Origin of the sequence: Vreelandella andesensis (genome assembly GCF_003989795.1) — a bacterium.
Taxonomy (GTDB): domain Bacteria; phylum Pseudomonadota; class Gammaproteobacteria; order Pseudomonadales; family Halomonadaceae; genus Vreelandella; species Vreelandella andesensis.
Window position 1 is genome coordinate 79,721 of sequence record NZ_RZHG01000010.1, and the last position, 13,082, is coordinate 92,802.

The window sequence follows — 13,082 nt, forward strand, 5'->3', positions numbered from 1 at the left end:
TCATGAGCATGGATCGGATTGAGCGTTGGGCGTCAACGCTGCGCACCGAATGGCCTTTCAAGCTACGTTTTCGTGCTTGGCCAGCTATCCTTATTGTGCTGTTTTTAGCGTGTGTTGTTACTGGTGGTTTAGTAGTTGCCACTACACACATGACGCGAGTGCAATATGCGCAGCTACAACAACTGGAGCAGGAAAAAAATCAGCTGCAAACAGAGTGGGGGCAGCTGCTATTGGAAGAAGGGGCGTGGTCTACTCCGGCCCGTATAGAGCAAATTGCTACGGAACGGCTTGAGATGCGCATTCCCGATGTGAATGATGTCGAGGTGATTCGACCATGAAGCGCGAAAGTCGGGGAGGGATATCCCGTCAGATGCCTATCGCGCCGCCATTAGCTGGCGGACGGTTTTTGTTTATTCTTATCATTGTAATGGTCGCATCAGCCATCCTAGTCGGTAGGATTACGCTACTGCAGGTAATTGACCGTCCTTTTTTACAAAGCCAAGGCGATGCCCGGACGCTTCGCCATGAGGCAATACCTGCACACCGCGGTATGATCACTGATCGTAATGGTGAGCCGCTGGCTATTTCTACGCCTGTTGTGACACTTTGGGCAAACCCTCAAGAGCTTCCTACTGATGCCATTCAGCGGGTTATGCTGGCTCAAGCCCTAGGCATGTCATTAGATGACTTTGAGTCGCGCGTTTCTCGATATAGCAGCCGCGAGTTTATGTATCTGCGACGTCAAATGACCCCTGATGCGGCCCAGCGAATTTTAAACCTACGTACGCCAGGTGTTTATCAGCAACGTGAATATAAGCGTTACTACCCGGCGGGCGAGGTAGCGGCGCAGTTATTAGGGGTGACGAATGTTGACGATGTTGGTCAAGAGGGTTTAGAGCTCTCTTATCAGCCTTATCTGGCGGGCCACCCTGGCCAGCGCCGTGTGATTAAAGACCGGCGAGGACGCTTAGTGCGTGAGCTTGGTGTCATTCGCGATGCCCAGCCAGGCGGTGAATTAACGCTGGCGATTGATCAGCGGATTCAATACATGGCTTATCGTGAATTGCGCGCTGCCGTAGCTGAGCATGAAGCTGATGGTGGTGTGCTTGTAATGCTTGATGCTCGTTCCGGTGAAGTCTTGGCGATGGCTAATCTACCTTCCTACAATCCTAATAATCGCGCGGGTTTGGACCCGCGGGGGTTACGGAACCAGGCGTTGGTTGATGTGTTTGAGCCTGGGTCTGTAATGAAACCTCTGGCAATGGCTGCAATACTAGAAAGTGGCGTTGTAAATCGCGATGCTGTCGTGGATACCTCGCCAGGTTGGATGCGCTTGGATCAATTTACTATTCGTGATTTCCGTAATTATGGTGAGTTAGATTTAGCGGGGATTCTAGAAAAATCTTCGAATGTAGGCATGTCTCGCTTGGCACTGCAGCTAAGCGATACTGCCATCTGGGAAAAATACAATCAGTTAGGGCTTGGGCAGGCGCCAGGAACGGGCTTTCCTGGTGAAGCAACAGGCAGCTTGCCGGCGCCAGTGCGCTGGTCTCGAAGCGAGCGAGCAACGCTTTCCTATGGCTACGGCCTCTCTGTTTCAGCAGTTCAATTGGCTAGTGCCTACACAGCGCTTGCAAATAACGGCGATCGTTTACCGCCTTCGCTGTTGAAGCTTTCTGAACCCCCCCAAGGCATTCCCGCCATATCGCCCTCGGTTGCCAATGATTTACTGAATATTTTAGAAACGTCGGTCGCAGCTTATACAGGTGGGCGGCGAGCACGCGTTGAGGGCTACCGTGTGGGGGGGAAAACGGGCACGGTGCGTAAAATAGGGCAGCAAGGCTATACCAAAGACGCTTATCGCAGTGTTTTTGCGGGGATTGCGCCTATTTCTGACCCGCGTATTGTTACTGTCGTTATGATTGATCACCCACGTGCTGGCGAGTTTTATGGTGGGGCAGTGGCTGCTCCGGTGTTCTCTAGCGTTACAGGTAATGCCCTACGTTTGCTGGACGTGCCGCCTGATCGTGAGGTCGAGTAGCATTTAAGGAGATTGCATGAAGGTGTCCCCAGAGAGTTTATGGGTAGCGTTAAAACAGCTTTGGCCTAACGCCGTACTGCCTGAACCGCTACCTGTATTGCCGGAGCAGCTTCGCTTAGTGACTGATACGCGCAAGCTAGCGATGGGTGATGTATTTGTGGCTGTTCCTGGTAGTCAGCGTGATGGTTATGAATTTGCTGACCAAGCGCTAGCGGCAGGTGCATCACTTGTTTTGGCGCACACTAAAAAAGGCAGTGTCACATTAGATGGGGATATCCTTTATTTGCCTCATCTGTCTATGCGGCTTGGTGAGTTGGGGCGTGCACTGTTTTCTGTCCCCAATGATCTTCAAGTGATAGGGGTGACCGGTACGAATGGGAAAAGCTCTGTTACCCATTACATCGCAGCATTAAGCGAATTGCTTGGTAAGCCAACAGGGTTGATAGGGACATTAGGTGTAGGACGCCTCGGCCAGCTAGTCGACACAGGCCTTACCACGCCTGGTTCATTGGAAATGCAAGAAACCTTGGCTGATTTAGCTCACCAAGGGGTTAGGCGTGTGGCGCTTGAAGCGTCTTCGCATGCCCTTGAGCAGCGCCGTTTAGACGCAGTGAATGTGACTGCGGGGGTGTTTACCAACTTAACGCGTGATCATCTTGATTACCATGGCAGTATGGCGGCGTACGCTGCTGCAAAAGCCAAGTTGTTTAGGCGTTCTGAACTTGTGCTGGCGGTGGTCAACGCAGATGACCCTCTTGCGCGGCTGATGTTAGCAGGTTGTGATAGCAGTGTGCGTGTTCTGGCAGTAGGCGACGATGAGGCGGTGACGCTTCGTGTGCTTGGCTGGCATCCCCATGAGCATGGTCAGCAGGCCCTTGTTGCTACACCGGAGGGTGAAAAAACGCTCAATCTTGGTTTAATGGGGCGGTTTAACCTAGACAATGTATTGCTTGCTATTAGTGTGCTTTATGGATTGGGCGAACCACTAGGCCAGTTGTTTGAGTCGGCAACTGAGCTGGAACCAGTGCCTGGGCGAATGGCACTATATCGAGATGCTGATGCGCCAAGTGTTGTTATTGATTACGCGCATACACCTGATGCTTTAGCCAATGCACTCGAAGCGCTGAAAGAGCATTTGGGCAGTGCTGGAAAGTTATGGTGTCTGTTTGGTTGTGGTGGTGAGCGTGATACGGGTAAGCGCACTGAAATGGCCGCCGTAGCGGAACAGCGAGCTGATCATGTGATCGTTACTGACGATAATCCGCGTAATGAGCCTGCCGAGCAAATTCGTCAACAAATTATTTCGGGCTTTTCTGCTGTGGCTGTATTTACGGAAATAGCGGATCGTAGTCAGGCGATTTGCTACGCGGTACAGCATGCCGATGCCCAGGACGTTATATTGGTGGCTGGAAAAGGCCATGAAGCCTATCAACACATCGGGAACGTGCGTCATGACTACCAAGATAGCGAACAAGTGTTAAAAGCCTTCAAACTTAGGGCAGATATGTGATGAACTGGTCGTTAGCTAGCATTGCCTCAGCGCTAAAGCTTTCTGTTCCACAACCCTTGTGTGCAATACCGGTGACAGCGGTTATCACCGATACACGCCATATTGTACCTGGTTGTTTGTTTGTCGCTTTGAAAGGGCCTCGTTTTGATGGCCATGATTTTATTGATCAGGCGCTTGAGAAAGGGGCCGCAGCCGCTTTGGTAGAGCGTTCAGTCAGTAGTTTGCTTCCTCAATTGGTATGCGCAGATACTCGGTTGGGGCTTGGCTTGCTGGCGCGGGCTTGGCGTCAGCAAGCCAAGCTGCCACTGGTGGCTGTCACCGGTAACAGCGGTAAAACGACCGTGAAAGAGATGACGTCTGCGCTACTATCTCCATTAGGCAGTGTGCTGGCCACAGAGGGCAATTTAAACAATGATATTGGAGCCCCGCTAACGCTTCTGCGTTTAGCAACACACCATCAGGTAGGCGTGATTGAGCTGGGGGCGAACCATCTAGGCGAAATTGCCTGGACCAGCCAACTAACTTCTCCAAATGTTGCCATCATCACCAATGTGACAGGCGCGCATGTTGGAGAATTCGGTGGTATGGGGCAAATTGCTCAAGCCAAAAGCGAAATATTAGCCGGCTTAGTTGAAGACGGTATTGCGGTGCTAAATCGTGATGATCACTACTTTGAGTTTTGGTCAGCCTGTGCGGGAAACAAGAAAATTGTAAGCTATGGCTTACATGACGATGCGGATGTTCACGCCTCGGCACTTTCTTGCGATTCATTGGGGCGGTATGCTTTTACGCTTGTTGAGCGTGGCCAAAGACTGGGTGATGTACAATTACCGCTAATTGGTAAGCATAATGTAAGTAACGCGTTGGCTGCCGCTTCGGCAGCTCTTGCCTTAGGTGTTATGCCAGAGCAAGTAGTGAGAGGGCTTTCCGAGTTGTCCTCATTATCTGGTCGGTTAAGCATCGTGCCTGGCGTGCGGAATACGACACTGCTGGATGATACTTACAACGCGAATCCTGGTGCTGTAAAAGCGGCGCTGGATGCGTTAGCAAACTTTCCTCCACCTCGGTGGTGTGCGCTTGGCGCAATGGGAGAGCTGGGCAGTGAGTCTCATGCCTTACATGCTGAGATCGGTCGTTACGCAGCGTCACTAGGTATTGATACATTACTGACCTTTGGTGATGCCGCCCGTTCAGCAAGTGAAGCCTTCGGTCGCGGGCTGCATTTCGACGACCACGAGACGCTAGTGCGTCATGTTATTAATACTCTGCCGCCTAACACCACACTGCTGGTGAAAGGGTCGCGTAGTGCCGGCATGGAAAATGTCATAGCTGCGCTACGTGCGGATGAAACAAGGTAAGCGCCGTTCATGTTACTTCACCTGGCGAATTTTCTAGCCCAATATCAGTCTGCTTTCCAAGTTTTTAATTACCTAACCTTACGTGTCATTCTCGCAGCGCTAACGGCCCTTATGTTATGCCTATGGCTTGGTCCCTGGGTGATACGTCGTCTAGTAGAAGGCCAGATTGGCCAAGCAATTCGAGATGATGGCCCGCAATCACATTTGTCAAAAGCCGGCACGCCTACCATGGGCGGGGCAATGATTTTGTTAGCTATTGCTATCAGTACCTTGGTTTGGGGTGATTTAACAAACTATTATGTTTGGGTGGTTCTGCTGGTCACATTAGGCTTTGGGGCCGTTGGCTGGGTCGATGATTATCGTAAGGTCGTCGAAAAGAACCCGCGCGGACTACCCGCGCGTTGGAAGTATTTTTGGCAGTCGGTAGTGGGCCTTGGCGCTGCTGTGGTGCTTTATCTTACGGCCGCCACGCCAGCGGAAACTAGCTTACTGATCCCAATGTTTAAAGATGTTGCGCTGCCTCTTGGCGTTTTCTACATCGTGTTGACTTATTTTGTGATCGTTGGCAGTTCTAATGCAGTCAACCTTACCGATGGTCTTGATGGTCTGGCAATCATGCCCACCGTACTGGTGGCAATGGGCTTGTCTATATTTGCCTATGCGAGCGGGAATGCTGTGTTCGCCAACTATTTACATATCCCTTTTATTCACGGCACCGGTGAATTAGCCGTTTTTTGTGCCACTATTGCTGGTGCTGGCTTGGGCTTCTTATGGTTCAACACTTACCCCGCGCAGGTGTTTATGGGGGATGTGGGGGCGTTGGCACTTGGCGCAGCGTTAGGTGTTGTCGCTGTTATTGTGCGTCAAGAAATCGTGCTATTCATTATGGGGGGTATCTTCGTACTTGAAACGGTCTCAGTGATTCTTCAAGTAGGCTCTTATAAGCTTACCGGCCGGCGCATTTTCCGTATGGCACCGCTGCATCATCACTACGAGTTGAAAGGGTGGCCAGAGCCGAGAGTCATTGTTCGTTTCTGGATTATTACTGTTGTACTTGTGCTGTTAGGGCTGGCTACGCTGAAAGTTCGATGATTAGCAGAGTGATAGCGGCAGTATCGCCGTTATTAACGTGATGCACAAAGGAGCCAGTCATCGTGCAAGTCGCAAATGGAGTTACTGTTGTTATTGGCCTTGGGATCTCAGGGCAAGCTATTTGTCGGCATTTGGCGCGCCAAGGCACGTTTTTTATGGTGGCAGATACGCGAGCAGAACCTCCGGGGTTACTCGCTTTTCAAAACGAAAATCCTGGTGTTGAGGTTTATTGTGGCCCGCTTACAGCACTTGATCTTACCAATGCCTATGAAGTTGTTTTAAGTCCTGGCGTAGACCCTTATTCGCCGGGGCTTGAAGGCTTGCTAGAGCGCCATAACCCAGTAACGGGTGAGTCCATGCTGGTAGGCGAGATCGCTCTGTTTGTTCGCGCTGCGAGAGCGCCGATTGCAGCCATTACTGGTTCTAATGCCAAATCAACTGTTACAACATTACTTGGCGAGATGGCCATAGCTGCTGGTGTTAAGGCTGCAGTGGGTGGCAATTTAGGTACGCCTGCATTGGATTTATTAGTCGAATGCCCCGATGCCGAGCTTTACATCCTCGAACTTTCAAGTTTTCAACTGGAAACAACGCCTCATTTGGCGGCTAAAGCGGCAGCATTCTTAAATATCTGTGAAGATCATTTAGATCGTCACGGTGATATGGCGGGTTACCGTCGGGCCAAGCAGCGTATTTTTCATGGTGCGCAATCAGCTATTGTTAACGCGGATGATGCTCGCACTTGGCCAGAAGCGGCGATTGATCATATGGAGCGCTTTTCGGCTTTTGCTCCTACAGGTAATGACTGGGGATTAGCTGAAATTAATGGAGAGCTAATGTTGCTCCATGGAGAGGTTGCTTGGCTTAACACACAAAGACTTGCTATTGCGGGGCGGCATAACTACGTAAATGCGCTAGCAGCCTTGGCAATGGGCAACGCTTTGGGGTTCGCAAAAATGCCGATGTGTCAGGCGTTGACTGCTTTCAAGGGGTTGCCCCATCGTAGTGAAGTCATCGTTCGAATGAATGGTGTTATGTGGGTGAATGATTCAAAAGGCACTAACGTCGGCGCAACGCTAGCCGCGATCCAAGGCATTAGCGCGACACTGAAAGGGAAAATAATATTGTTGGCCGGTGGGGTCGGTAAAGGAGCTGACTTTACTCCTTTAGCCACGCCATTAGCAGAATGCGCTAAAGCCGCGTTGCTATTTGGTGCTGACGCGCATCGACTTGAAGCAGCGTTGTCACCGTCTGTTCCAGTGCAGTTAACCAATGATTTACTTCAAGCAATGGAAATAGCCTGGGAAATGGCAGAGCCCGGGGATTGCGTATTGTTGTCACCTGCCTGCGCAAGTCTAGATCAATTTATAAATTATCAAGCGAGAGGCGATGCTTTTCGGTATTGGGTTGAGCAAAAGTATAGTCAGCATAATCACTCAGAGGCGAGGTCATGAGTCGAGTGCAACGTATCCATGATGCTTTGACAACGCGCCATTTGCCTTCTGACGTTTGGTTAATCGTCGCCGCTATCGCGTTAGCTGGATTGGGTTGGGTGATGGTAAGTTCGGCATCGGTTGGGCTGCTTGAAAATAGTTATCACTATGCTCGCCAGCATGGAATTTTTCTGTTCTTAGCTGTACTGGCTTGTTTTTTTATGCTGTGCGTTCCTATGGAAGCATGGCGTCAAAACGCAGCATTAATCTTGCTGGTAAGTATTTTTATGCTTGGGCTAGTGCTAGTGATTGGGCAAGAGGTGAACGGTAGTAAGCGCTGGATTTCACTACCCGGTCCTTTACCTAGTTTGCAGGTTTCCGAGCTTGGAAAAATCGGTTTGATTTTTTACATGGCTGCGTTCATGTCTCGTTTTACTTTTGACCTGCGCAGTAGAGCGCTAAGTATGTGGCGACCTTTAGCGGTGCTTGCTGTTCCTGCAGGGCTGCTTTTTCTAGCGCCTGATTTTGGCGGCATGGTGGTTTATACCGTGTGTGTTATTGGCATGTTAATGATGAGCGGCGCGTCACTTACCTTGCTCATTGGTAGTGGCGGAGTATTAGCCGCTGGTGCTGTGATGATGGTCGTTATAGAGCCTTACCGGTTAGCGCGGTGGACGAGCTTCTTGGATCCATGGGCTGATCAGTTCGCTACTGGCTATCAGCTTACTCAGGCGCTGATTGCATTTGGTCGAGGGCATGTGACCGGCACGGGGTTGGGTAATAGCGTTCAAAAACTTCACTACCTGCCGGAAGCGCATACGGACTTTATCTTTGCTGTAATCGCCGAAGAACTTGGCATGATTGGTGCCATTATTGTTGTACTGCTATTTACAGTGCTAATTACTCGGGCGATGGTGATTGGTCGTCGTGCGGAACTGGCAGGCCATCTGTTCGGTGCTTATGTCAGTTATGGCATAGGTTTTGTTATTGCAGCCCAGGCATTCATCAACATGGCGGTAAGCTCAGGCCTGCTGCCAACAAAAGGGCTAACATTGCCTCTTATTAGCTATGGCGGTTCAAGTTTATTGGTCACCGGTATGATGATTGGCCTGTTGTTACGCGTAGATGCGGAAACGCGTCACCGACCGCGTCGCGTATCGACACCTTACAAATCGCGCCATGAACCTCGGTTATCGTAACTACTCAAGGAGTTGTTTGTGACGACGAACACACGTCGACGCATTTTAATTATGGCGGGAGGCACCGGAGGTCATGTTATTCCGGCACTTTCACTAGCACGTTCGCTTAAAGGTCACCATGTCGACGTTGAATGGCTGGGAAGCCCAAAAGGGATTGAGAACCGCCTGGTACCAGAAGCAGGCATTACACTTCATAACATCGACATAAGCGGTCTACGTGGTAACGGGGTGGCGGGCTGGCTGAAAGCACCGCTGAACCTTTCTCGTGCAGTGCTGCAAGCTCGAAAGGTAATTCGTCGCTTCAATCCTCATGTAGTGGTTGGACTCGGTGGATTTGCCAGTGGCCCTGGTGGGTTAGCGGCGTGGCTTTCTAGGGTGCCATTGGTGATTCATGAGCAAAATGCTATTGCTGGACTGACCAATAAGGTGCTTTCGAAATTAGCGACCCGCACCTACGCGGCGTTTGCCGAAGCTTTTGGTGACAAAGCCGAAGTGATTGGCAATCCGGTACGAGAAGCTATTGCTGCAGTGGGTGAGCACCCCAGGACGACTTCTGAGTTAGATGCTCGTCCGCTGCGCCTATTAGTGGTGGGTGGCTCGCTAGGAGCTGTCGCGTTGAATGAGCGCTTACCGCTTGGGCTGGCGGGTTTGCCTCCAGAGCGTCGCCCTGATGTTCGCCACCAAGCCGGTAAAGAGCGTGATGTGGCGACCGCAAAAGCCTACGTAGAGCATGGAATTGTGGCGGACGTTAGTCCTTTTATCGACGATATGGCTGCCGCTTATGAGTGGGCAGATTTAGTCGTTTGCCGAGCCGGAGCGTTAACAGTGGCAGAGCTTGCTGCAGCGGCAAAGCCTGCGTTGCTAGTGCCGTTTCCATTTGCTGTTGATGATCATCAGCGAGTAAATGCAGACGTGCTAGTAAAGGCAGGGGCGGCACTATGCGTTCCTCAATCTGAGCTTACCCCCGCGCGATTAACACACTATTTAGAAGAGCTATTAGTCCCGAGCGTATTGTCAGATATGGCGTCTAAAGCACGTCAGGCTGCCTACTTAGAGGCAACTGATCGGCTTACAAGGGGATGTTTAGCGCTGGTTAAACAAGGAGAAACTGCGTGACCGATTCTATTAATAACGTGTTGCATTCAGGTGTTCGTCCAAGCGGCCCTGGTATGCGCCGTATTAAGCGTTTGCACTTTGTTGGTATCGGTGGCGCAGGTATGTGTGGAATCGCTGAAGTGCTTGCTAATCAGGGCTATAGGGTGAGCGGTAGCGACATGAAAGGATCGAATGTCGTTGAACGCCTTCGCCAGTGCGGTGTTGACGTTGCGATCGGTCATGCTGAAGAAAATGTGGCGGGAGCGGATGTCGTCGTTGTTTCCAGCGCCATTGATGCAACAAATCCTGAAATCTGCTGGGCCCATGAGCATCGGGTGCCAGTGGTTCGGCGCGCTGAAATGCTGGCTGAATTAATGCGCTTTCGTCACGGTATTGCGGTCGCCGGTACTCACGGAAAGACGACCACAACCAGCTTAACTGCGACGTTGCTAGCGGAAGGAGGGTTAGACCCCACCTTTGTGATTGGTGGGAAACTCACTAGTGCTGGTGCTAACGCACGACTGGGTGAGGGGGATTATTTAGTTGCTGAGGCTGATGAGTCAGATGCGTCTTTCCTGCATCTTCAGCCAATGGTCTCAATCGTAACCAACATAGACGCTGACCATATGGCAACGTATGGAGGTGACTTTGAACGCCTAAAAAGCACCTTCATCGAGTTTCTGCATAATTTGCCATTTTATGGCCTGGCCATTTTGTGTATTGACGACGCAAACATTCGGTCGCTGCTTGATCAGGTAAAACGCCAGTTTGTGACCTATGGGTTTGATGAAGATGCCGACTACCGCATTGTAAATTTTACTCAGCAGGGCGGTGAAGTGTCGTTTACTGCGGTGCGCCCTGGGGACGCCGCTCCACTGGCCGTTCGACTGGCAATGCCTGGCCGTCACAATGCGCTAAACGCGATGGCGGCTATTGTTGTAGCAACGGATGCTGGGGTAAGCGACGACGCTATTCTTCGTGGGCTAGCAAGTTTTGCCGGTATTGGGCGCCGCTTTCAAGTGCATGGCCATTTCAGCGCCCCTAATGCTGATGGTGAGATCATGTTGGTGGACGATTATGGGCACCATCCACGTGAAGTTGACATGGTCATTCAGGCGGTACGTGCAGGTTGGCCAGAGCGCAGATTGGTTATGTTGTACCAGCCTCATCGCTACAGCCGCACTCGGGATCTTTATGAGGACTTTGTTCGCGTGCTCTCTCAAGTAGATACGCTCGTTCTACTGGATGTATATAGCGCTGGGGAGGCAGTAATCCCTGGTGCTGAAGGCCGCACCCTTGCAGGGTCTATTCGTCAGCGGGGAGAAGTCGATCCATTGTTCGTTGAGCATAAGCAGGAGCTGCCTGCACTGTTGAGCAAGCTTCTGCGTCCCGGTGATATTTTTATTACTCAAGGCGCTGGTGATGTGGGCGGTATTTCGCTTCGTTTCGCACAAGCCAAGTTGGCGCTGGATAAGGTAGAGCTATGAGTGTAGCAATGTCACTAAATGACCCTTTGGCGCGCGTCGTTGTGGTTTACGGCGGTACCTCAGCAGAGCGCGAGGTGTCGCTTAAAAGCGGTGCTGCGGTGCTGGCCGCCTTAAAGCGTCAAGGTATCGATGCGATTGGTTACGACCCAAAAGAAGAAGGCTTAGTAGGGCTAGAGCGCCTTGCTCCAACGGCTGTTTTTGTCGCTCTTCATGGTCGTGGTGGTGAAGATGGCATGTTACAGGGGGCGCTTGAGCTTCTAGGGTTGCCCTACACCGGCAGTGGCGTGTTGGCATCCGCGTTAGGAATGGACAAGCAGCGCACGAAGCAGATTTGGCAAGCAGTGGGATTGCCCACACCTGAAAGCATTATGCTCAACGAGACATCTGATTGGTCGAAGGTGGTGTCGCAACTAGGTTTGCCAATGATGGTTAAGCCTGTTCATGAAGGCTCCACTCTGGGCATTAGTATCGTCAAAAGCCAGGAAGCGTTAGAAGCTGCCTATCATGAAGCGGCGAAATATGATGCCCGTGTCATGGCTGAACGTTTCGTCGTGGGTGAGGAGTACACTGTTGCACTACTAAATAATGATGTGTTGCCGGCTATTCGCGTAGAAGTTCCGGGAGGCTTCTATGACTACGAGGCGAAGTACATTGCTAATACTACTCAGTACCATCTTCCCAGTGGTCTGTCATTGGTTGATGAGCAAGCCTTAGCAGATCTATGCAAGAAAGCGTTTGACGCGGTAGGTGGTGAAGGCTGGGGGCGTGTTGACGTTATGCGCGATGCGATGGGCAGGTTTTGGCTTATTGAAGTCAATACAGTGCCAGGAATGACGGATCATAGTTTAGTGCCTCAGGCGGCAGCGCATGCGGGCATCGATTTTGATCAGTTGGTGTTACGTATTTTGGATACTGCGGTTCAGCGCAGCTGCTCATGAAAAAGCGTAATGCGTGGTTAGGGCTCATATTGCTGGTGCTGTTGCTCGGCGCTGGTGGGCGTGCGCTGTGGATATGGTTAGATAGGCCTATCGAGCGCGTGTCTATTCGCGGCGAGTGGGAGTACGTGAGTGCTGATTATCTCCGTACTCAGTTAGCACCGCTCGTTCGAGAGGCGACTTGGCTCTCAGCAGATTTAGGTGAACTGCGTCGGCGTGCGCTTAGGATTGGTTGGCTGAATGAAGTTAGAATTTCTAGAGAGTGGCCCGATGCGCTTGTTTTTGAACTGGTAGAGCAAACGCCAGTGGCCCGTTGGAATGATGACTTTTTGCTTAATCCTCAAGGTGAGGCGTTTGCGTTTGCGCCACTAGACGTTCCTCAGGGGCTTCCCGATTTAGCTGGGCCGACGGGTAGTGGAGAGGAGGTGCTCACCTATTACCGCCGCTTAACGCCTCACTTCCAGGGGTTGTCGTTGTCACTTTCCCAGTTGCGCCTAGAACCCCGTGGCGCATGGCGGCTTCAGTTAAATAATGGTGCTTGGATAATGTTAGGAAGACGTCAGCACGAAATACGACTAGCCCGACTATCTGCGTCATGGCAGCGTGAACTTGCCCAGCTCGCCAATCATATTCGCTACATTGACTTGCGTTATCCCAATGGTGTTGCGGTTGCCTGGCATGGAGAGAGTGATTTTGCAGAAAAAGTTGAGTAATAAGCGGCTAACAATGTGCAAGAAGAAGGTAAATGTAAGTGGTTGCCAACACCGAAAAGCCATGAATAGGGTTTAAATTGCACGCAATCGCGATTATCGTAGGCGTGCGCTAGTCGTATTGTGGGTATTGTTTCTATACTATGTTATGGCTGATGCTTTTTTTATAGGCTTTTTTATTTAACCGTCGTCAGCTTTTGGCTTGATGTTACGTTAAGCGTT

General features: G+C 51.1%; 11 protein-coding genes. All 11 read left to right on the forward strand.

Annotated features, from left to right (window positions below):
• The first annotated feature begins 2 nt into the window (after positions 1–2).
• Genes ftsL through ELY33_RS05555 form a run of 11 tightly spaced genes read left to right on the forward strand, consistent with a single transcriptional unit; the run spans position 3 to position 12,863 of the window.
• On the forward strand, positions 3–338 hold the full coding sequence (gene ftsL, locus ELY33_RS05505) for a cell division protein FtsL (RefSeq protein ID WP_126945125.1): 336 nt from the start codon (positions 3–5) through the stop codon (positions 336–338).
• Positions 335–2,041, forward strand: coding sequence for a peptidoglycan D,D-transpeptidase FtsI family protein (locus tag ELY33_RS05510; protein ID WP_126945128.1), 1,707 nt, complete (start codon positions 335–337; stop codon positions 2,039–2,041). Before ftsL ends, ELY33_RS05510 begins: the two co-directional genes overlap by 4 nt.
• Positions 2,042–2,057: 16 nt before the next feature.
• A complete protein-coding gene (locus ELY33_RS05515) occupies positions 2,058–3,551 on the forward strand; it encodes a UDP-N-acetylmuramoyl-L-alanyl-D-glutamate--2,6-diaminopimelate ligase (RefSeq protein ID WP_126945131.1) in 1,494 nt (497 codons plus the stop codon).
• Positions 3,551–4,909, forward strand: coding sequence for a UDP-N-acetylmuramoyl-tripeptide--D-alanyl-D-alanine ligase (locus tag ELY33_RS05520; RefSeq protein ID WP_126945134.1), 1,359 nt, complete (start codon positions 3,551–3,553; stop codon positions 4,907–4,909). The genes ELY33_RS05515 and ELY33_RS05520 overlap by 1 nt, the downstream gene beginning before the upstream one ends.
• Positions 4,910–4,918: 9 nt before the next feature.
• Positions 4,919–6,001 carry a phospho-N-acetylmuramoyl-pentapeptide-transferase gene (gene mraY, locus ELY33_RS05525; RefSeq protein WP_126945137.1) on the forward strand — a complete coding sequence of 361 codons (1,083 nt, stop codon included), beginning with the start codon at positions 4,919–4,921 and terminating at the stop codon, positions 5,999–6,001.
• A 59-nt stretch (positions 6,002–6,060) separates the two neighbouring features.
• Entirely contained in the window at positions 6,061–7,455 is a 1,395-nt protein-coding gene (gene murD / locus ELY33_RS05530; protein WP_126945140.1) for a UDP-N-acetylmuramoyl-L-alanine--D-glutamate ligase, read from the forward strand.
• A complete protein-coding gene (ftsW, locus tag ELY33_RS05535; RefSeq protein WP_126945143.1) occupies positions 7,452–8,633 on the forward strand; it encodes a putative lipid II flippase FtsW in 1,182 nt (393 codons plus the stop codon). The genes murD and ftsW overlap by 4 nt, the downstream gene beginning before the upstream one ends.
• An 18-nt stretch (positions 8,634–8,651) precedes the next feature.
• Positions 8,652–9,749 carry an undecaprenyldiphospho-muramoylpentapeptide beta-N-acetylglucosaminyltransferase gene (gene murG / locus ELY33_RS05540; protein ID WP_126945147.1) on the forward strand — a complete coding sequence of 366 codons (1,098 nt, stop codon included), beginning with the start codon at positions 8,652–8,654 and terminating at the stop codon, positions 9,747–9,749.
• 53 nt (positions 9,750–9,802) lie between these two features.
• The gene (gene murC / locus ELY33_RS05545; RefSeq protein ID WP_126945480.1) at positions 9,803–11,215 is read left to right on the forward strand and encodes a UDP-N-acetylmuramate--L-alanine ligase; all 1,413 of its coding nucleotides are present in this window, start codon (positions 9,803–9,805) and stop codon (positions 11,213–11,215) included.
• Entirely contained in the window at positions 11,212–12,153 is a 942-nt protein-coding gene (locus ELY33_RS05550) for a D-alanine--D-alanine ligase (RefSeq protein ID WP_126945150.1), read from the forward strand. Before murC ends, ELY33_RS05550 begins: the two co-directional genes overlap by 4 nt.
• The gene (locus tag ELY33_RS05555) at positions 12,150–12,863 is read left to right on the forward strand and encodes a cell division protein FtsQ/DivIB (RefSeq protein WP_126945153.1); all 714 of its coding nucleotides are present in this window, start codon (positions 12,150–12,152) and stop codon (positions 12,861–12,863) included. The genes ELY33_RS05550 and ELY33_RS05555 overlap by 4 nt, the downstream gene beginning before the upstream one ends.
• Positions 12,864–13,082 lie beyond the last annotated feature (219 nt).

Coding starts and splice junctions, on each gene's coding strand:
- ELY33_RS05520 (WP_126945134.1), top strand. CDS start 3,551: ATGAACTGGTCGTTAGCTAGCATTGCCTCAGCGCTAAAGCTTTCTGTT.
- ELY33_RS05510 (WP_126945128.1), top strand. CDS start 335: ATGAAGCGCGAAAGTCGGGGAGGGATATCCCGTCAGATGCCTATCGCG.
- ELY33_RS05550 (WP_126945150.1), top strand. CDS start 11,212: ATGAGTGTAGCAATGTCACTAAATGACCCTTTGGCGCGCGTCGTTGTG.
- ELY33_RS05515 (WP_126945131.1), top strand. CDS start 2,058: ATGAAGGTGTCCCCAGAGAGTTTATGGGTAGCGTTAAAACAGCTTTGG.
- mraY (WP_126945137.1), top strand. CDS start 4,919: ATGTTACTTCACCTGGCGAATTTTCTAGCCCAATATCAGTCTGCTTTC.
- ELY33_RS05555 (WP_126945153.1), top strand. CDS start 12,150: ATGAAAAAGCGTAATGCGTGGTTAGGGCTCATATTGCTGGTGCTGTTG.
- murC (WP_126945480.1), top strand. CDS start 9,803: ATGCGCCGTATTAAGCGTTTGCACTTTGTTGGTATCGGTGGCGCAGGT.
- ftsW (WP_126945143.1), top strand. CDS start 7,452: ATGAGTCGAGTGCAACGTATCCATGATGCTTTGACAACGCGCCATTTG.
- ftsL (WP_126945125.1), top strand. CDS start 3: ATGAGCATGGATCGGATTGAGCGTTGGGCGTCAACGCTGCGCACCGAA.